This window comes from Nitrospinaceae bacterium, assembly GCA_018669005.1.
In the GTDB taxonomy this organism is placed as follows: domain Bacteria; phylum UBA8248; class UBA8248; order UBA8248; family UBA8248; genus UBA8248.
Window position 1 is genome coordinate 352,478 of record JABJAL010000072.1, and the last position, 18,855, is coordinate 371,332.

Genomic DNA, 18,855 nt, shown 5'->3' on the forward strand with positions numbered 1-18,855 from the left:
TTAATGTAGCCGCAAGGGTGTCGCTGGGGCCCAGGTTTACCTGGGCCAATACATGATAATGCCCACGCCAACAAGGCAAAGGGCGCCGCCGATGATGTCGAAACGATCCGGCGGTGTTTTATCCACGACCTGGCCCCATAGAATAGAGAGCACAACGAACCAGCCGCCATAAGCCGCATAGACGCGCCCGAAATGGGCCGGCTGGTAGGTGGGGACAATGCCGTACAGGCTCAAGGCCACCATGCCGAGCAGACCTATCATTAAAGGAGAGCCGCCTCGCCACCATCGCCAGACGAAATAGCCGCCGCCGATTTCGAGAAGCCCTGCCACCATAAAAAGGGTGATGGATTTCGCCGCGAGTACCATGCTCAGAACTACCTCCACAAAAAAAGTTAGGAAAAATGAACAGTCGTTGGTTTATCTTAATGCCTAGCGTCCCTGGCGCTTGCGCTTTTTTTTGCGCCAGTTGTCGACCATGATCATGCCGCCGCCCCGGCGACCGGGAGGGCCATCGAAGGTGAAGAGCCAATCGGCGATCTGTGCCGCCTCGTCCGGCGAGAAGCCAAAGGAAGGCATCCGGCCCATCTGGTGCCCCCGCTCGTGCATGCGGATGCTGACCGGGGCTGTGAGCCAGTCGGAGACGACTTTCTGGGTGTAGTGATCGGGTGCGTTCCGGTAGCCGAATGGCGGGGCCAGGCGGACGGGGTCTCTTGCCGAGACGCCGGTGCCCTCGTGGCAGCCCGTGCAGTTGAACTGCCAGGCGATGCGTTGACCCGCCCCGGGACCTGAATTGGGAAATTTTTTCCGGGCGCGTTTATAGGTTTCATCCCGAGGCGCGCTGTCGCCTTTTAGTGATTCGATGTAGGCGGTCATGTTGGCGAGCTGACCTCTAGCGTTTTTATCCAACGCCTCTCCTTCGTCATAAAAAAAGTTCGGCATTTTTGTGCCGGGGTAGGTCGCCTCCGGCGAGAAAAGAATCGAGGCGACGCCCTTGCGGGTGAGCTTTCGGGACATCTCCCGAAGGTCGGGGCCCCATTCCTCGGACTTGCCCGAATCGGGTTGGTTTCCTTTTTTGGGGTCGCCGTGGCATTTGGCGCATTCCATGTCGAGAAAAAGTTTTCTTCCGCGCGCGGCATAGCCTTTTGTGAGGGTGGGATAGAGCGCGGCAAAGCCGATTGGTTTCTCGTTCTCCTTAGCGTTTTTATCTTGTGCGGGTGTGGGCCACGGGGATTTGATTTGGGCCAGATGCGCTACGAGGGCAGTGGCCTCGGGTAGCGAGAGACGAAAGTTTGGCATGCGCGATTTTCCTGCCGGGCGGAGTTTTTTCGGCTGCATGAGATATTCCAGCAGCCAGCCTGGTCGAGCTCGCATGCCGATGCGCCGCCAGGGAGGCCCTACCTGAGGGGCGGCGATGCTGACAGGTGTGTTGCCAATGTTGTGGCAGGCGGCGCAGTTGTTCTCGCGGACGAGGCGCTCACCCGGGTGCTCACCCGGATGCTCGCCCGTTGCTGCCCCGGCGGAGGTGGTGATGATCAACGAAAGCATAAGAGCAAATAAAGATAGGGTTGCCATTACGAGGGTTCCTTTTATGAATCTTAAAGCGGCGCTCCATCAAAATAAGTATACGCCAGCTCGGGCCGCTGGCCAGCGGTATTGAACTGCCGTGCCGGAGGGAACTGGATGAATGAGGCATATAGATGAAGAGGGGCGAGGGCCTGATGCGTGAAATATAAAAGGGAACCTTCTCAGATTTTCAGCGTCATAAAGGGCGGTAATGGGCAGAAAAAATGCGCTCCGTTTTTAGAAATTGGGGTAAATTCGGAGAATAAGATGTCTGATTTATCACCACATCTATTTGTTTTTATGTTTGTTGTCGCTTTTGGTCGGCTGGGATTCGGGAGGGGCTTTTCTTTCGTGCCAATTTCCCTTATCTATCCGGGTGGTGGCCATCCGAGGGGTGGCCCTATACTGACAATGGTTCCGGGCCATGTTTTTAAACGAGGCCCTGTTAATCATCAAATACCGGAATTTTTCTCGTAACAGATTTTGTCAACAATCGAAGAAGAGGAGCGAACATGTACATCAAACATTTATCGTTGAAGACCACTATCGCCGCAGTGGCGATGTCTCTCGCCTTCGCTGGCCCGGCTCTTGCGGGCTCGGTTTCGGGCACCATCAAGTTCAAGGGCGCCGCCCCGGCAGCTAAGAAGCTCTCCGTCAACAAGGATGTGAAAGTTTGCGGCAAGAATCCGATCATGGACAACAGCATTCTCGTCAAGGGCGGCGGCCTCGCCAACGTGGTCATCACCATTAAAGGCGCCAAGGGCGGTAAGTTTCCCAAGTCGATGACCAAGGCGACCGTTGATCAGAATGGTTGTGTCTACAATCCCCGCGTTACAATAATGAAAGCGGGCACCAAACTCATCGTCAAGAACAGCGACAAGATTCTCCACAACGTTCACACTCACCCGGCCAAGACTGGCAACAAGGTCGCGAACATCGCGCAGCCCAAGTTTAAGAAAAAGCTCAAGATGTCCAAGCGCTACTTCAAGAAGCCGGGCATCGTCAAAGTCACCTGCGATGTGCATGATTGGATGACGGGCTGGGTCGTTGCGACGAAGTCCCCGTTTGTTGCAGTCTCGGGTGACGGCGGCAAGTTCAAAATCTCGGGCGTGCCGGATGGCTCCTATCAGGTCGAGATTTGGCACGAGAAACTCGGCACCAAGAAAGTGAAAGTCACCGTCAAGGGCGACACCACGCTGGACGCCTCGCTCGGTAGCTAAACTCATAGTCTGAATGCACTAAGGCGGCGGGATTTGTTTCCCGCCGCCTTTTTTGCGTTTGAAGGTGAATTTGATCTAACTGCCTCTAGCGACGCCGTTTTTTCCCGGCAACGCGGGCAAGGGCGGCCGCGCCATCGGCAATGCGGTCTATCTCATCCTCGGTGTTGAGATAATGAATCGAGGCCCGAAGCGCAGGCGGCACCGAATCTACCGCCCGGAGTACGACCTTGTGCTTTTTGAGCATCCCATCGGTCGCCGCCCCGGCATCCATCCCCTCTATACGGAACGCGACGAGCCCCGACTGTGCCGGGCCGGGCGGGGTGATGACCTCAACCCCGGCGGTATTCCGGAGGCTCTTTAATAGTCGGTTCGCCAGGGTGCGATTTCGTCGCTCGATGCCGGCGGGCCCGCTAGCGCGGCACTGATCGACGGCCACCCGAAGGCCCGAGTAAAGCGCCGGGCTGATGGTGGCGACCTCAAAGCGCGCCGCGCTCGTCTGGGGCGTGTAGGAGAGCGTGCCCAGGTTCCGAGTCAGCGCCGAGCGGTAGCCAATGCCGGATTCCCTAATCTGTTTCCTCAGCCCGGCTCGTACATATACAGCGCCCGTGCCCTGCGGTCCCATGAGCCACTTCTGCCCCGATAGGGTGTAAACATCGGTGAGCGATTTTTTCACATCGATGGGAATTTGGCCCACCGATTGCGCCCCGTCCACAACAAGCAGCGCCCCTACTTTCCGGCAGCGCCGGCCAATCTCCCGAAGCGGCAGCCGCCGCCCCGTCAGCCAGGCGATGTGGCTTACGCATACGGCCCGCGTCCGCGTGGTAAGCATTGCGTCCAAGTTCGCGAGCAGTTCATCATCCGTCGCTCCCGTTTCCAATAGTCGAACCTTGGTTCGCCGCCTGCCGCGCCACATTAACCAGGGCAGATAGCCCCCCGGGTGCTCAAGGTCGGTGACAATTGCCTCGTCCCCAGCCCGCCACTCAATGCCAGCCGCCGCAATGTTTATCCCTGAGGTTGTATTGTCCATCAGGGCTATTTCATTGGCCCGCGAGCCCATGAGCTTTGACACCGAGGTGCGAAGCGCCTCAAAAGCTTCCTTCGACTCATCGCGTAGAATGGGGTGAAACGGGCCCAGTTTTGATTCGCGCTTTAAAATGCAGTCCACCTCGCGGAGCACCGGTGTCGGCGAGGGGCCGCTGCCTCCCCAGTTGACGTAGACCTGCCCCTTCATCGCGGGGATTTGCCCCCTGAGCTTTCGGATTGATCCGGAGTTGATAGCCAAGATGTTCCTCCTGTTCGAGTTCGTAGGTGTTAATTCGTCCCGCTTTGGGGGCGAAGGACCCGTTTGTCGCCAACGCGGAGGGTAATCCGCGCGGTGTCGAAATATTCAAGAATTGGGATTGCGTGCTTGCGCGTTATGCCGAGGAGATCCCTGAACTCCGAGGCCGAAATGTTGTCGTTCTCGCCCAGATAGCTCTCAAGGCGCGATCTTGCCCCGTCCACCGCATCCTTGTGGTAGATGAGGTCGTCCTTTAGGCGAATGAGCGCCCCCTCGTCCACGAGAACCTGCATGGCCGCCTTGCCCGGCCCCTCGGGTACGCTGGCCTCGCTGAAAACTGATTTTAGCACCGGTGGCTGAAAGTTTGCTGATTTGAAAAAATCTTCCAGCTTCGTTTTTACCTTCGCCAGATCTTCCCCGACTTTTACCTCGTGGGTGGCGAGTCGAAGTTGCGCGCCTTCCTCGATGAGGGTTCCTGCATGGACCAGCGTCTTGAGTGCCGCTGCGAAGGCCCGCTCGCCCGCACCGCCTCCCTTGCCGCGAACCTCCTCGCGCGGGGCGCCGGGTTTAAGCGGGTTGGTCTTGTGGTATTCGGCGAGAAAGTCGGTGATGGCGTTTTGAAGAGCGGTGAAATGCGCCTTCGATAGCGTAAGGCTCGTTTCGGCCTCGACGATTCGGGCCCGGCCCGATTTGGCAAGGGCGGCGAGCTGTGTGCGAATTTCATCGGGGGTCAGCGTGAGCCGCCCGGTGAGAGTGGCAACATCAGCTCCGGCAGGGCCCGCATCGGCCAGAAGAAGCTGGAGACGGGTGGTCTCATCGGCGCCCAGATGCGCATCGAAATGCGCCATCGATGAGACACGAAGGCGGCGGTGTTTTTTCGGGGCAACATCGAGAATCTCGCCCCCCCCGATGGTGACAACAGGCGAGTAGCTTCGGATAACGAAGCGGTCGCGCGGCAGGGCGGAGACGGGGGCCTCAAGACGAATTTGTGCAAAGGCGCTCTCGCCGGGCTCAATGGTCTCGGCTCCGATGACCGAGATGCGGCCCATGACCTCCGAGGTGCCCGTGTGGAAGCGCACCCGGTCGCGGGTCTTGAGCGGCCGAGGAGCGTCGGGGATATGTTCAAGGCGCACATCGAGCATATAGGTTGCCTTTAGCTCGCCTGCGCGGCCCAGCACACCGCCGCGCTCGATATCCATTCGCTCGACGCCCTGGAGATTGACGGCGGTGCGCGTTCCGGCAACAGCCTCCTCGACCGCCTCGCCATGCACCTGCAAGCCGCGCACGCGAGCCTCGGCATCTCCGGGGAATATCTGCACGCGCTCGCCCACGCGAACCGCCCCGCTGAACAAAGTTCCGGTAACAACCGCGCCAAACCCTTTCATGGTGAATACCCGATCGATGGGTAGCCGGAAAATACCCTCGCCGCTTTTGGTGGCGGTGTTCTCTGCGAGCCGGACAATCTCGTCTCGGAGTTCATCAAGGCCCGCGCCCGTTGACGAGGACACAGGCACCACGGGCTGGCCCTCTAGAAATGTGCCTTTAACGAAATCCGCCAGATCGTCCGTGACCAGCTCAACCCAGTCTGCCTCTACCAGGTCGCACTTGGTCAGCGCGACGAGCCCGGCCTTCACTCCAAGAAGGCGGCAGATGGCCAAGTGCTCCCGCGTCTGGGGCATCACTCCCTCATCGGCCGCGATGACGAGGATAACCAGATCGATTCCGCCAGCGCCTGCGAGCATGTTCTTCACGAAACGCTCGTGGCCCGGCACATCTACGATGCCCGCGCTCAACTCGCCGATGTCGAGCTGGGCGAATCCAAGCTCAATCGTTATGCCGCGCTCTTTTTCCTCTTTTAGCCGGTCAGTGTCGGTGCCCGTCAGCGCACGCACGAGGGAGGTCTTCCCGTGATCGATGTGGCCAGCCGTGCCGATGATGATGTGTTTCACGAATGCTTATCCATGTTGATGGGCTTTTTTTCAGCCGTCATGTTTTTCGATGAACGCGTGAATCACGCGATTGAATTCCTCGGTGTTCGCCAGGTAGACAAAATGGCCGCCCCACTCGAAAACGTGAAGCTCGGCCCCCGGTATTTTACTGACCAGCTGGTCCGAGTAGTAGGGCGGGGTGCAGGCATCGTCCTGTGCCACGGCGACGAGGGTGGGCGCCGTGATTTGGCCCAGTCGATCGATTTGATCGTGCGCGATGATGGCGTCGATTCGCTCGGCCATGATCTCGGCGGGCGGCGCGTTTTTGATCATGAGGTTTTCCTTGTCCTCAATCCGGGAAAAATTGTCGGTGAAAAATTTGGGTGAATGAAGCGAGAGGGCCGATATCCGCGTGTAGTCATCCCAACCGAGTTCAAGCAGGATTTTTTTGCGCATCGTGAACTGACGGATAAAAAAAGCGTCGGACTTGGGCCACGAGCTGGTGATGGCCGCGCTCTGCACCTTTTCAGGATGATCGATGCACATGATCTGGATAATCGCCCCGCCGGTCGAGCTTCCGACAAGGTGGGCTTTGGGGATTCCGGCATCGTCCATGATGGCTACCACATCGCCCGCCATGTTCGGCACACTATAGACACCAGGGGGCTTGGCGCTTTTTCCGGTTCCCCGATGGTCGTGAAGAACGACGGGGCGCTCTTTCGAGAATGGCTCGGCCTGAAGGGGCCACGATTCGCGACCGCCGCCCAGCCCGCTGATAAAGAATACGGGTGTCGCTGAGGAGTCCGCGTTCAGGATTTCATAGTCGATGTCCACTCCGCCGGAATTCACGATGGGCATGGTAGCGCTCCTTGATGTTCATACAAGAAAATAAAACAAGCCACCGAAAGTGTGGCACGATAATTTGATTTTTTTGTTAATCGGCCTTTTGGGCCAGTTTTTTGATTATTTCCGCCAGCGGTTCGATCTCGGCATCCGAGACACACCTCATGTCGAGCAGGAGGCGGTCTTCATGAATGCGGGCGACAACTGGCGGCGCCGCTTTCCGAAGCAGGGTGTCGAGCTTGCCTGCGGATATCCCCTCGGGAGACAGAGCCAGGGCGCAGCTTTTTAGCTCGGCGGTCGGCATCGCGCCGCCTCCCACGCGCCCCACGGTATCGATCATCTCGGCGCGGAGCCACCCGGCGATTTTTCCTCCCATCGCCTCTAGCAGCGCTTTTGCCCGGCCACCGGCGGCTGTGGCGTCCTCTGAGAGCATTCTGAGTGCAGGGACCTCGCGCATGGCACGCTCCGGGTCGAGGTAGGCTCTGAGCGTGGCCTCAAGCGCCGCGAGGGTGAGCTTGTCGAGGCGCAGCGCCCGCATCATTGGATGTTTCTTGAGCTTGTCCACCCAGGCGGCCTTGCCAACGATGATGCCCGCTTGCGGCCCGCCCATGAGCTTATCGCCCGAGAATGTAATGACATCCACGCCAGCCGCGACCGAGGCAGCCACCGTGGGCTCGTGCGGGATGCCGGGCGGATTAATGAGGCAGCCGCTACCCAGATCCTCAAGAAACGGGATGCCCCTCTCACCAGCAAGGGCGGCGAGCGCCTCGCGGGGCACTTCTTCGGTGAAGCCGATAATGCGGTAGTTGCTGGTGTGGGCCTTGAGGAGGAGGCCGGTATTGGGACCGATGGCTTTTTCATAATCGGCAAGGTGGGTTTTGTTGGTGGCGCCCACCTCGACCATTTGTGCCCCGCTCTGGGCCATGATCTCGGGGATACGAAACGAGCCGCCGATCTCGACGAGCTCGCCCCTGGAAATGACAACTTCCTTGCCCTCGGCCATAAAGCGAATGGCGAACATGACGGCGGCGGCGTTGTTGTTTACGACAACGGCGGACTCGGCGCCGGTGAGTTTTTGAAGGAGCGATTCGATTGCACCGGCTCGGCTTCCTCGGTGGCCTGCTTCAAGATCGTATTCGAGATTCGAGTAGCTTTTGGAGACCGCGAGTAGCGCCTCGCAGGCGGCCTCGCTCAGCGGGGCGCGGCCGAGATTGGTGTGCAGGACGATGCCAGTGGCGTTGATGACATGGCGAAGATCGGGGGTTCGGCTGGCGGCGTGAAGCGCTTTGGTTTCCTTGATGATATTGTCTCGAAGCGCTGCCCTGATATCACTGGGGTCGCCATTATCGATGCTTCCACCAGCCAGAATGCGGCGCCGCTCGATTTCGATGGCCTCGCGCGCCACCTCGGCCAGGGCGGCCCCTGAGGCCTCCCCAATGGCCTCGCCATCTGCTTCTTGGCGCAACTCATCCATCAGTTCATCGACGGAAGGTAAATTCCGCAAAAATCGAGTATTATCAATGGGTTTTTCGGGCGATGTCATCTCCCCGTGTCTCCATTTCAGGGTAGATCCAGACTATACGCGCGCCCGATTTGAGCGGTCAAGCCGGGAGGTTCGGAAGGGCTGTATTACAGCAGGGGACATCTATTTTGCCCTGCGGGTTTGGTGTAGGCTTTTTTGGCGATCTTAAGTAAGGAATAGAAACGATATGCAAAACCCGATGTTTGAAATTCTTTCGAGCCCGTTTTTTCTGCTCCTGGCCTCGCTGGTGATTTTCTTTCTCATCGTCTGGGCGATGTTACCGTTTTCCCTTTATGGGATCAGGCGGCGGCTGGCCCAAAATGGGGAGCGGCTGGACAAGATAAATGAGACGCTGGGGCGTATGACAGATATTTTGCTTATCATCCAAGAGCAGGGTGGAAATGAGGTGGACATCTCCAGTGTCGAGAGCCCCCGGATCACAGGACCTCGGGTCGTGGGTCGTGCCGAGGAGTTGTTTGCCGAGCTGCGCGGGGAGTTGAGGCAGTTCTCCCCTATGCTTGAGGAGGAAGAGCTTGAGTCTGGCGATGTTTCGATGAACATCCGTGACCGCGAGGGGGGCGATCTTCCCGCCCTGATTTTGTCTCTCGGGGTGAGCGATGTTCAGGTGACGGTGCCGCTTCTTTCCTTGTCGCGCGTTTTTCCCGAGTTCTCTCCTGAGCAATTCCGGGAATTTTCCTCATCGTTCCTGCATGAAAAACACGGCTATTTTCTTGTCTTGAGTCCGGATGGTTCTGAATTTCAGGTCAACATCGAGGCTCAAGAGTCCTATAATCTGGATCTATTTCTTGGTATAATCAGAGAACATTTGATAGAGCCGTTGGGGGGAAATTCCGTATGAAAGAGCTTTTAGAATTGCTGCAGGATGTGAATGCTCTGATTCGCGAGGAGCGGGACTCCACCCAGAAGGTGTCCAAAGATATGGTCACCAAGCTAGAGAGTCTCTCGTTTCATTGTGAGTCGAACCGTCGTCGATTAGATTTGCTGCAGCTAAGGATGAATCGCACGGAATGAATATTTTAGTAGAGAAAAAATTGTAAATGTTTTGCCTTTCATTAAAAATAGCTAATTTTTAGGTGTTGATACCTTATATTGACACTCTCGCCCCACCTTGTTACCTTCCCGCCAAGATTTAAGCCAAGAAATTGGTAGATATTGAAGCGTAAGTATAGCTATTTGTATTATTATAATTATATGGTCCTGATTTTGGCAATTTGGCTATAGCCCCGTCCAACCAGGATACCGAATGAATACATCCTCAGATAATTTACGGCTCTATGTTCCCGGCACTCACAAGAATATTGTCCCTTTCATGCGGGATGTTTTCACCATTCCAACCAATGCACGTCAAAAGCCGACGCTAATAGGCTCCGTTTGTGAGGAGTGCGAGGAGCATTTCTTCCCGAAGATGGGCCAAAAAGCCACCTGCGATAATCCGTTTTGCCCACGAAGCACGAGCACAACCAATTTGAGCGGCAGGGGGAAGATTCTCTCAGCGACTATCATGCGGGAGACAGCCGAGGGGGCGGGAGATCGTGAGCGTGCCTCAGCGGTGATACTTCTTGAGGAAGGCATCAAGATTAACTCTCTCATCATTGGATGGGATGGGTATCGGTCCATGCTCTCTCCAGGCTCACCGGTGGAGTTGGTGCTCCAGGAGATGGGTTTAAACGATGATGAAGAGATGGTTGTCGGATATGCTTTCCGTTTGGTGACGGGCAGAAGAAAACCAGATGAGCCGGAAATAGAGGTGGCTAAGGAGGAGAAGTCGAAGGGGAGAAGAAAAAAAGCACCTGCGGTGGCTAAGACCAAGGCCGTTAAAAAAACGGCTGTAAAGAAAAAGACGGTCGTTAAGAAAAAGGCGGCGGCAAAAAAAACAGCCAAAAAGAAAGTTGTGAAGAAAAAAGTTGCAAAGAAAAAAGCGATGGTGAAAAAGAAAGTTGTGAAGAAAAAAGTTGCAAAGAAAAAACCCACAAAAAAGAAAGTTACAAAGAAAAAAGCGTCGAAAGCCCCCAAGGGCAAAAAGCGCTAATCCTGAATAGTCTTGCCTGAAGATTCCATGAAAATTCTCGATGGGCTCAAGGTCATCGACGCCAGCCAATTCAATGCCGGGCCGATAGTGTCGCTGTATATGGCGGGCTATGGCGCCGATGTTATCAAGGTGGAGCGCCCTGGCGGAGAAGACAGCCGCGCCATCGGCCCCTTCAAAGAGGGCCAGAGCAGCTATTTCATGAGCCTGAACCGCGGGAAGCGCTCGATTACGGTCAACCTCAAGAGCCCTGGTGGCATAGAGGTGTTCAAGTGCCTTGCCCGCTCGGCGGATGTGGTGGTGGAAAATTATCTGCCGGGCGTCATGGACCGCCTCGGTGTGGGTTATGACGTGCTTCGCCGTGAAAATCCCGGGCTCATTTACGGCGCAGTCTCGGGCTTTGGCCAGCGGGGCCCGTCAGCCAAGCGCCCGGCGTTCGACAGTCTTTTGCAGGCCGCAGGTGGCCTCATCAGCGTGACTGGTCCGGTGGGCGGCCCGCCGGTGCGGGTCGGCGTGTCCATTGTCGATATCACGAGCGGGCTTTTTTTGCTCTCAGGGATTCTCTCGGCGCTCTGGCAAAGAGAGCGCACCGGCGAGGGCCGCCGCGTTGATGCCTCGATGCTGGCCTCGACTGTCAACATCATGGAAAACCCTGTTGCCCGGCACAGTTTTGAGGGCAAGGTACCGGAGCCCGAGGGTCTCTCGCACCCGGTCGTCTCCCCATTTTCGGGCTATCGGACGCGGGACGGTCTCATTTTTGTTGCGATATCGAACACAAATCGCTACCGGGTGTTGGTGGAAGCCCTGGGCCGCCCCGAACTGGCGGGCGATCCCCGTTTCACAGAAAACCAGGATCGCGTCGAGAACGAGGATGCCTTGCGAGGGGTGCTCGAGGATATCTTGATGGAAAAGACCACCGGGGAGTGGGAGGCTGAACTCATTCCTCAGGGTGTCACGGTAAGCGCCATCAACGATGTGGCGCAAATGAAGGAGCGTTTTCCAGAGGCTTTTATCGAGGTGGTGCATCCGACTGCCGGGCCGGCCCTGTTTCCAAACTCTCCGATTGAATTCAGCGAAGGTGATCTTGATTTTTCACGACCAGCCCCACTTGTGGGAGAACACACCGAGGAGATTCTCTCGGAGCTTGGCTACAGTGAAAATGAGATAAAGAAATTTCAGGAGGAAAATTCGGTTTAAGAGGAAGGCGTGTCGTCGGTCTTTTTCTTTTTCCCCTCTTTAGGGGCGAATCTCCTCCCAAAACTCAGCGTTTGTCGGCGCGTGATGCCGTAAAGCATTACCCCTCCCACGGTGATCGAAATCAATATCAGCATAAATCCTAATACCATGACCCGCTGCAAGGGTGTCTGGTTTCGAGGGGCGCTCTTGCTTTGCGGGGTGGTCGATTGTCCGGCGACCATGGCGGCTGGCGTGGTTTTGGGGCGCGAGCCCATTTCAGGAAACCATATGAAAGGTATTGAAATCATCAACACTACAAATACGATGGGCAGCACCAAGCGCGTCAGATACAAACGAAACACAATTTTCGTCTCCTCTTGTCAGGGGACCAATATAGACCGTAGATGAGGATGTGATCCACGTTACTTTTTAAAATTTGTGGTGGTTGTTTTTTTATGTGAAATCCTTAGGATGTATGAATGGTTATAGATTATCTTGGATTTTTCATAACTGGCATCAAAGGTATTGACTCATGATTCGTCCCCGGATTGGCATCACTTGTGATTTAAATCAACGAGAATTTCCCGAAGAGCCTGTCGAGCGTGACCGCCATACTTTGATGGACGCATATGTTCTGGCCATTACCAAGGCGGGTGGGATTCCCATTCTTTTGCCCTCGCTTGAAGATGAAAGCGACGCCCTAGCTCTTATAGATGTTTTTGATGCGCTTGTTATTTCGGGTGGTGGCCACGACATTGACCCTGAATTATTTGGCGAGCGGCGTATACCTGAATGCGGCCCTGCGAACGATAAGCGGGCCAATTTTGAGCTCTCGTTGTGCCGGGGTGCTCTTTCTCGCGATGTCCCAATTTTGGGAATATGCGGGGGAATGCAGGCGGTAAACGTTGCCGCCGGTGGAACCTTGGTTCAGGACATTGTTGCGCAGCTTGAGGAGCCGCTTTCTCATGTCCCAATAGACCCCAAAAAAGAAACCTATACGTACCACCCGATTGAAGTGCTTTCCTCTGCGCTGGAGGCCACCATTGGGTCTGGCCCCTACAACGTGAACAGCCACCACCATCAATCCGTCAAAGAGCTCGGCTCCGGCATGCGCATTACGGCGAAAACCACCGACGGGGTCATTGAAGCGATTGAATGCACCTCGTGTCGGTTTGTTCTCGGTGTTCAGTGGCACCCCGAATCCATGTCGGCCTACGGATACGGCGACAGCGAGGCCTCTGATCATATTTTTGCGCGCCTTATCGATGAGGCGCGCGAATTCGCACAAGATTCCGGCGCCCGCCGTTTCGAGCTGGCGTAGTTTTAATTAATCATTCCTAGTGCGGTGGCTGCCAGCCACCGAAATTTTTTCTTCTTCCTGCGGGGAGTACTCCGTTCATGGACCAGCGCCTCGATCCATATCGCTTCGATGTGGGCACGGCCCGTATCGAGCCTGATACGGATGTTGTGGCCGGCAGCTTCTACACCCGCAAAATTATCTACACCGCCGGGGAGTACGGCACCGACGAGGGGGGGCGCATCCTTATCTGCAAGCGCCTTGCCTGCGACATGGAGCTTCCCCAGTTCACCGATTCCGCGGCCTCGGGCTACGTGACAGCAAGCTGCTCGAATCCCGATGTCGGGCTTGCCCTGTCCTATCTTGAGCAGGGCTACATAGACGACTGGCGAACGGCTATTTGCGTCCGGGTGGCCAGGGGGTATTTGTGCCTCGGCGATATTGTCGAAGTCATCCTCGGCGACACCAGCGGCGGCGGCCCCGGCATCCGCGCCCAGACCTATCCCGAAGCACGCCACACCCTGAAGGTGGTCGTGGACACTTTTAACGCAAACTATTTTTACGAGTTGACCGAAAACCCCGAGCTTCGTGTGGTTGGTGGGGCTCCCGAAACCTGGCATCTGGTTTACCCGCAGCGCCCGCTTAAGGGCGAGCCGTTTGAAGTGCTCGTTCGGGCGGTGGATAGCTGGGGAAATCCCGCTGAGGAATTCCAGGGCAAGGTTCGCATTTTAAAAAGCATATCGGCGGGCGAGGAAGCAGATCACATCCCTAAGGAAGCGGAACTTAAAGAAGCTGATGGCGGGGTGTGCCGGGTGCCGGGCGTTCGCCTGAACGGCTCGGGCCCCTATCGCCTCCGGGTGGAGGACTCGCTTGGGCTCGCTGCGCTGGGGCCGCCAATTTGCCCACGGCAGAGCGAGGATGAACTCTCTCTTTTCTGGGGTGACATGCACGGTCAGACCCGCTCCACCGTCGGGACGGGCACGGTGGAGGAGTATTTCCGCTTCGCCCGTGATAAGGCCGGGGTGGATTTCGCCGCCTGGCAGGGAAACGACTTCCGTGTCCGAATACAGGACTGGGAGGAGGTAAAACGCGAGACCCGGGCCTTCAATGAGCCGGGCCGCTTCGTCACCATACTCGGCTACGAATGGTCGGGGCTGCGCTCGGGCGGGGGCGACTACAATATTTATTTTTCGGGCGATGATGCAGAAATTCACCGAAGCTCGCACGCGCGCATTGACGATCTTTCTGATGTTGATACGGATAGGTTTCCCATCTCGGAGCTCTGGAAAACCTTCCGGGGGCGCAAGGATGTCATGTCGGTTGCACATATCGGCGGTCGGGCCTGCAACCTTGATTATTATGATCCGGAGTTTGTTCATCTTATCGAGGCCCACTCGCACCATGGCACCTTTGAGTGGCTGATCGAGGAGGCCCTTGAGCGAGGCTTCAAGGTGGGCATCACGGGTGGAAGCGACGATCACACCGGCCGGCAGGGGCTCGTCTATCCCAATCGCCGGACGAACAACGTCGTCACGTTTGATGTCATGGGCGGCCTGCTCGGTCTCTACGCCAAAGAGCTCTCTCGCGAGGCGGTCTGGGACGCCATGCAGTCGCGGCGTACCTACGGCACGAACGGCGAGCGCATATTCCTCAAGACGGCTTGTGGAGAGGCCTGGATGGGCGAGGAAATTCCAAGCGCGGGGCCACCCACCATCAAAGTCGAGGTCCACGGCACCGCGCCGCTGCTCGATGTCGAACTCAAGCGTGGCCTTGAGACTATCTATCGGTTCCCGGTGAATCACCCCCCGACCGAAAAGAAGGGCTCGCGTCGCATCCGGGTGCAGTGGAGCGGTGTGACACAGAAGAGTGGAAGGGACAAAAAAGTAAACTGGCGCGGTGGGATATCTCTTGATAAGGGAAGCATCGTCACCTACGCCCCCTACGCCCTCGATCAGTGGGACGACAGCGTTCAGCGCGTATCGAACAAGGTGCTTCGCTTTCAGACGTTCACCTCAGGGGACCCGGACGGCGTCATGCTAGACGTGGACGCCCCACCGGGAGCCGAACTCAGCTTCTTCAGTGATGTCGTGGGATTTCGGGTGCCCCTCGATGATATTGGATACGAGCCGCACTATGTGCCCGGCGGCGGGGTGAACATTCAAGTTCAAGTGAGCGAGGTATCGAGCCATTCGAAAGACTGGAGCGCGCAATTTGCCTTCACTGATGAGGAAATCCCTCCGGGGTGCAACCCCTACTGGGTGCGTGTGCTTCAGCTCAATGGCGGCCAGGCCTGGTCGAGCCCGATTTACGTGAACCACTAAGGGCCGGTTCGGCTTCGGGTCGCCATGCTCCGCTTATTTTGACCCCTTGGAAAAGTTTCTGTAGTCTCCCGGCAGTTGTTGTCTGTTTTCATTTTGGGGGTTGAGTCTTTGAAAATTGGAATTATCGGAATTGCCTCGAGTGGGAAAACCACTCTTTTTAATGCGCTCACAGGTGGTGAGGCGAACACGGGAGGCTACGGCGCCTCTCAGGTGAACGTCGGTATTGGTCGTGTGGCCGATCCGCGCGTTGATGCCATGAGCGAAATGTTTCAGCCGAAAAAAACGACCTATGCCACGGTTGAGTTCGCCGATGTTCCTGGCCTTGGCGAGGGGCGAGATGGCGCATCCACATCGGCCGAGGAGAGCATCCCCCAGGCACTTGAGGGGGCGGACGCTCTCTTGCTGGTGCTGCGGGCTTTTGACGATCCGGGGGTGCCCCATCCGAGGCAGAGCGTGGACCCTGCTCGCGATTTGGGTGACATGCGGCTCGACCTCATTTTGCGTGATCTTTCTGTTGTCGAACGACGGGTGGAACGGCTTAAAAAATCGTTGGCGAAGAAAAAAGATCCGGCCGAGGCGGCCGAATTCGAGGTGTTGGAAAAAATCCAAACCTCTCTTGAAGAGGGTGTTTCGATTCTCGCCCAGGATTTGCCTGAAAAAGTGCAGACCCTGCTCCGAGGGTACGGCTTTCTTTCGGCCAAGCCCGTACTGGCCGTTCTCAATGTAGGTGAGGATAAAATAGGTGAGTCGGCAGGGGCGTTGGGTGTCGAGGCGGCCGAGGGTGAGGCTCCCCCTGTTGTGGTTGGCGCGCAACTTGAGGAGGAGCTTGCGCAGTTGGACGAGGAGGAGCAGGCGGTTTTTCTCGCTGACTATGGATTAGAGCGCCCTGCGAGGGACCGGGTGATACAAGCCTCTTTCGCCCTTTTGGGGCTTGAGTGTTTCTTGACGGTTGGGGAGGACGAAGTGCGTGCCTGGCCGATTCGGCGGGGCACCTCGGCCCTCAAAGCGGCGGGAAGCATCCACTCGGACCTTGAACGCGGATTTATCCGGGCAGAGGTGATTGGCTATGACGACTTCGTGGCGGCAGGTTCAATGGCGGCGGCCCGAGACAAAGGGGTGCTTCGCATAGAGGGAAAAGACTACGAAGTCCAGGACGGTGAGATCATGCACGTGCGCTTCAACGTGTAAGGAAAGGAAATTGCCCCGGTTTTCTTGAGTAGGGTATTAGGAGTCCGCTTTTTTGAGAAGGATTTCAATCCGCTCGATGAGAACGGGAAGGTTAAACGGTTTGACGACGTAATCCTTTGCTCCCGCCTCGATGCACTCCCTGATAGTGTCCGCCGTGCTTTTGGCGCTCAATATCATCATCTGCGGAATTTCATCGTCGTTCTCAGTCAGGCTTTGCAGGATATCCATCGCGCCCATGTCGGACATGGTGTAATCGATGATGGCGAGGTCGAATTTCTCCTCCCGGATTAACTCAAGGGTTTTCTCTCCGGAATCGGATAAACGGATAGTGTGGCCGATCCGGGTCAGGGATACGTCCATGAGTCCTCGCATAGTTTCATCTTTGTCGGCTACGAGAATATTCGCCAACGCATCACCCGCCTAGTTGTGTGAAGGTGCGCCCTTTAAAGGGAGTCGAGAATGGCCATTCATTAAATTATAACCTTAATTATCAAAAAAACATAATCTCCAGCGACATCATAAATAATACAACAATGGTGTTAGTCTTGAAAAGTTCTTGGGTTTTTTTTTGAAAAGACTAAGGTCCTCAAGCTGACAATGAGTTTTGTGCATGAAGGTTTTAAGACGGCGCCCGGTCATTGTCCCGGCTAATGGCTTCATCCAACAAGGCGCGGTGGGCCTCGCAGCCCACGAGAAATGCGCTATTTTTATGCTGTTTTTCGAGATCTCCTGGCCCCCCTTGGGTAGCTATTGCGTATGTGCTCCTCATCCTGGCTATCCGGTCAAGAGAGATATTTTCTTCGGCGGCGGGGAGTGCTTCTTCTTGTAGGGCCCGCTTAATTTCTTCATGGGCCCGCTCCTGTACATCTTCCGAGTGACAAATCAGCGCAATGTCGGCCCCCGCCGCGAGAGCCTCGGGTGCCGCGCCCACCGGGTCGTCAATGGCGCCCATTTCCAAATCGTCCGTAATTGCCACACCGACGTAGTCCAGTTCATCGCGAAGGAGTGTCTTCATGAATCGAGGAGAGAGGCTCGCGGGCCGCTCGGGATCAATTTGCTCATAAATCGCGTGGGCTATCATCACGCTGGCGACGCCAGCGGCCGCCCGGAAGGGGATAAGTTCCCTCGCCCGTAAATCCTCAATAGAAAGATTGGAGTAAGGAAGCGTTTCGTGTGGGTCGGGCGCCATGTCTCCGATGCCGGGAAAATGTTTGGCCGAGGCGGCAACGCCGCCCGCTTGCAGACCCGTCGCTGCCGCTGAAGCCATCTGAGCCACAGTTTCGGCATCTTCACTGAAGGCGCGATCCCCGATGACTTCACATTCGGGGTTGGTGAGAATGTCATAAACGGGTGCGAAATCGGTGTTGATGCCAACGGCGCGCAACTCGGTTGCCGTCGCTCGGGCGCATCGGGATATGAGGTCGAGATCGCCAATACGCCCAAGAACCCGCGCCGGGGGAAAGATAGTGAAATCCGCCGATAGGCGGCTTACGCGGCCGCCTTCTTGGTCAATGGCGATGAGCAGCGGCGGCTTTTTGCCATCTGCGGCGGCTTTTTGGAGGGAGTGGGTTAACTCGATGACTTGCGGTGCACTTTCGATATTTCTTGAAAATAAAATGACGCCACCGACCCGCCCCGCTTGGATACGCTCTAGCAAAGAGGCCGGGGCTGCCCTGCCGGGAAAACCGGCCATGATGTGGGAGCCGGCCTTCTCCTCTGGCGTCCATTTGCTGTGCGGCATAGTGGTCTCGACCTGTTCAGGGCGTACGGCTATCGAAGTGGACTAGCGCATTCTTTTAATCATGAAATCCTCGGCCATCGGGTGGCCCGATATTTGTCCGCGCTCCTCTGCCCGGATGCGCACCCTCTTTTCCATGGCGCGAGGGTTGTGAATCTGACTTTTGTGGGCGTTGATGGCCTTGATCTTTTTGCCGATGGTCTCCGAGATATCGACGAAGAAATTCGGGTTATCCGAGCGCGTATAAAGCAGCGCGTTCGTGTGGTGGGCCTTGATGCCTGCCCACGTCATCTCGGGTAGGAAGTGGTGGTCGCGCGCATAGATAATGCCCTTGAATGTCGCGTGGCCCACGGCCTGATGGTCGGGGTGCGAGTAGTGGCGCAGCCAGGGGTCGTGTACCACGACGGTGTCGGGTTTGATGTGGCGAATGAGAAACGCAATCTGGTTCCTGAAAGCCCTCGTGTCTTCAAGCTCTCCGTCTCGATGGCGGAGGAATATCGTCTCCTTCACCCCGAGCGCTTTGGAGGCAGCAAGCTGCTCTTTTTCACGGATTTCAGTGAGCTTGTAGGGAGGAATGTCTTTTTTAGTGCCCTTGTCGCCGTTGGTGCAGATAATGGTGCGCACAGTCGCGCCGTCTGCAACCCAGCGGGCGATACTTCCACCGGCGCCGAGTTCGGCGTCATCGTGGTGGGCCATTACAACGATAATGTTCGTGAATTCTGATCGGCTCAAA

At 56.5% G+C, this 18,855-nt stretch carries 18 protein-coding genes; 8 read left to right on the top strand and 10 right to left on the bottom strand.

Annotation, left to right across the window (positions count from 1 at the left end; translation table 11 throughout):
• Positions 1-36: 36 nt before the first annotated feature.
• Positions 37-366: a YnfA family protein gene (locus HOJ95_11340; protein MBT6395292.1), complete on the bottom strand. Its 330-nt coding sequence runs from the start codon at positions 364-366 to the stop codon at positions 37-39.
• A 63-nt stretch (positions 367-429) separates the two neighbouring features.
• Entirely contained in the window at positions 430-1,572 is a 1,143-nt protein-coding gene (locus tag HOJ95_11345; protein ID MBT6395293.1) for a c-type cytochrome, read from the bottom strand.
• A gap of 503 nt (positions 1,573-2,075) precedes the next feature.
• Here HOJ95_11345 and HOJ95_11350 point away from each other — a divergent pair.
• Positions 2,076-2,783: a TonB-dependent receptor gene (locus HOJ95_11350; protein ID MBT6395294.1), complete on the top strand. Its 708-nt coding sequence runs from the start codon at positions 2,076-2,078 to the stop codon at positions 2,781-2,783.
• A gap of 85 nt (positions 2,784-2,868) precedes the next feature.
• Here the strand turns inward: HOJ95_11350 and HOJ95_11355 are convergent, their stop codons facing one another.
• The 4 genes from HOJ95_11355 to HOJ95_11370 form a co-directional block, all read right to left on the bottom strand.
• On the bottom strand, positions 2,869-4,065 hold the full coding sequence (locus tag HOJ95_11355) for an aminotransferase class V-fold PLP-dependent enzyme (GenBank protein MBT6395295.1): 1,197 nt from the start codon (positions 4,063-4,065) through the stop codon (positions 2,869-2,871).
• Between the two features lie 29 nt (positions 4,066-4,094).
• On the bottom strand, positions 4,095-6,011 hold the full coding sequence (gene selB, locus HOJ95_11360) for a selenocysteine-specific translation elongation factor (protein MBT6395296.1): 1,917 nt from the start codon (positions 6,009-6,011) through the stop codon (positions 4,095-4,097).
• Between the two features lie 30 nt (positions 6,012-6,041).
• Positions 6,042-6,848, bottom strand: a complete 807-nt coding sequence (locus HOJ95_11365; protein ID MBT6395297.1) for an alpha/beta fold hydrolase — start codon at positions 6,846-6,848, stop codon at positions 6,042-6,044.
• 76 nt (positions 6,849-6,924) lie between these two features.
• Complete coding sequence (locus HOJ95_11370) at positions 6,925-8,376, bottom strand: L-seryl-tRNA(Sec) selenium transferase (protein MBT6395298.1); 1,452 nt, start codon at positions 8,374-8,376, stop codon at positions 6,925-6,927.
• 166 nt (positions 8,377-8,542) lie between these two features.
• On the opposite strand from HOJ95_11370, the gene HOJ95_11375 reads away from it, so the two are divergent.
• The 4 genes from HOJ95_11375 (at position 8,543) to HOJ95_11390 (ending at position 11,599) form a co-directional block, all read left to right on the top strand.
• Positions 8,543-9,214, top strand: a complete 672-nt coding sequence (locus HOJ95_11375) for a hypothetical protein (GenBank protein MBT6395299.1) — start codon at positions 8,543-8,545, stop codon at positions 9,212-9,214.
• Positions 9,211-9,387 (top strand): hypothetical protein, encoded by a 177-nt coding sequence (locus HOJ95_11380; protein ID MBT6395300.1) that lies wholly within the window; start codon positions 9,211-9,213, stop codon positions 9,385-9,387. Before HOJ95_11375 ends, HOJ95_11380 begins: the two co-directional genes overlap by 4 nt.
• 232 nt (positions 9,388-9,619) lie before the next feature.
• Entirely contained in the window at positions 9,620-10,405 is a 786-nt protein-coding gene (locus HOJ95_11385) for a hypothetical protein (GenBank protein MBT6395301.1), read from the top strand.
• Between the two features lie 27 nt (positions 10,406-10,432).
• The gene (locus HOJ95_11390; GenBank protein ID MBT6395302.1) at positions 10,433-11,599 is read left to right on the top strand and encodes a CoA transferase; all 1,167 of its coding nucleotides are present in this window, start codon (positions 10,433-10,435) and stop codon (positions 11,597-11,599) included.
• On the opposite strand, the gene HOJ95_11395 is transcribed toward HOJ95_11390, so the two are convergent.
• Positions 11,596-11,940 (bottom strand): hypothetical protein, encoded by a 345-nt coding sequence (locus tag HOJ95_11395; GenBank protein ID MBT6395303.1) that lies wholly within the window; start codon positions 11,938-11,940, stop codon positions 11,596-11,598. The genes HOJ95_11390 and HOJ95_11395 overlap by 4 nt on opposite strands.
• Before the next feature lie 170 nt (positions 11,941-12,110).
• Between HOJ95_11395 and HOJ95_11400 the strand changes: the two genes are divergently transcribed.
• From HOJ95_11400 to ychF, 3 genes are all read left to right on the top strand, one after another.
• Positions 12,111-12,899 carry a gamma-glutamyl-gamma-aminobutyrate hydrolase family protein gene (locus HOJ95_11400; protein ID MBT6395304.1) on the top strand — a complete coding sequence of 263 codons (789 nt, stop codon included), beginning with the start codon at positions 12,111-12,113 and terminating at the stop codon, positions 12,897-12,899.
• A gap of 77 nt (positions 12,900-12,976) precedes the next feature.
• Entirely contained in the window at positions 12,977-15,196 is a 2,220-nt protein-coding gene (locus HOJ95_11405) for a DUF3604 domain-containing protein (protein ID MBT6395305.1), read from the top strand.
• A 108-nt stretch (positions 15,197-15,304) separates the two neighbouring features.
• Positions 15,305-16,384 (top strand): redox-regulated ATPase YchF, encoded by a 1,080-nt coding sequence (ychF, locus tag HOJ95_11410; GenBank protein MBT6395306.1) that lies wholly within the window; start codon positions 15,305-15,307, stop codon positions 16,382-16,384.
• 36 nt (positions 16,385-16,420) lie between these two features.
• On the opposite strand, the gene HOJ95_11415 is transcribed toward ychF, so the two are convergent.
• The 3 genes from HOJ95_11415 to HOJ95_11425 form a co-directional block, all read right to left on the bottom strand.
• Positions 16,421-16,792 carry a response regulator gene (locus HOJ95_11415; protein ID MBT6395307.1) on the bottom strand — a complete coding sequence of 124 codons (372 nt, stop codon included), beginning with the start codon at positions 16,790-16,792 and terminating at the stop codon, positions 16,421-16,423.
• A 211-nt stretch (positions 16,793-17,003) separates the two neighbouring features.
• Entirely contained in the window at positions 17,004-18,125 is a 1,122-nt protein-coding gene (gene nagZ, locus HOJ95_11420) for a beta-N-acetylhexosaminidase (GenBank protein ID MBT6395308.1), read from the bottom strand.
• 42 nt (positions 18,126-18,167) lie between these two features.
• A complete protein-coding gene (locus HOJ95_11425; GenBank protein ID MBT6395309.1) occupies positions 18,168-18,854 on the bottom strand; it encodes a PIG-L family deacetylase in 687 nt (228 codons plus the stop codon).
• Position 18,855 lies beyond the last annotated feature (1 nt).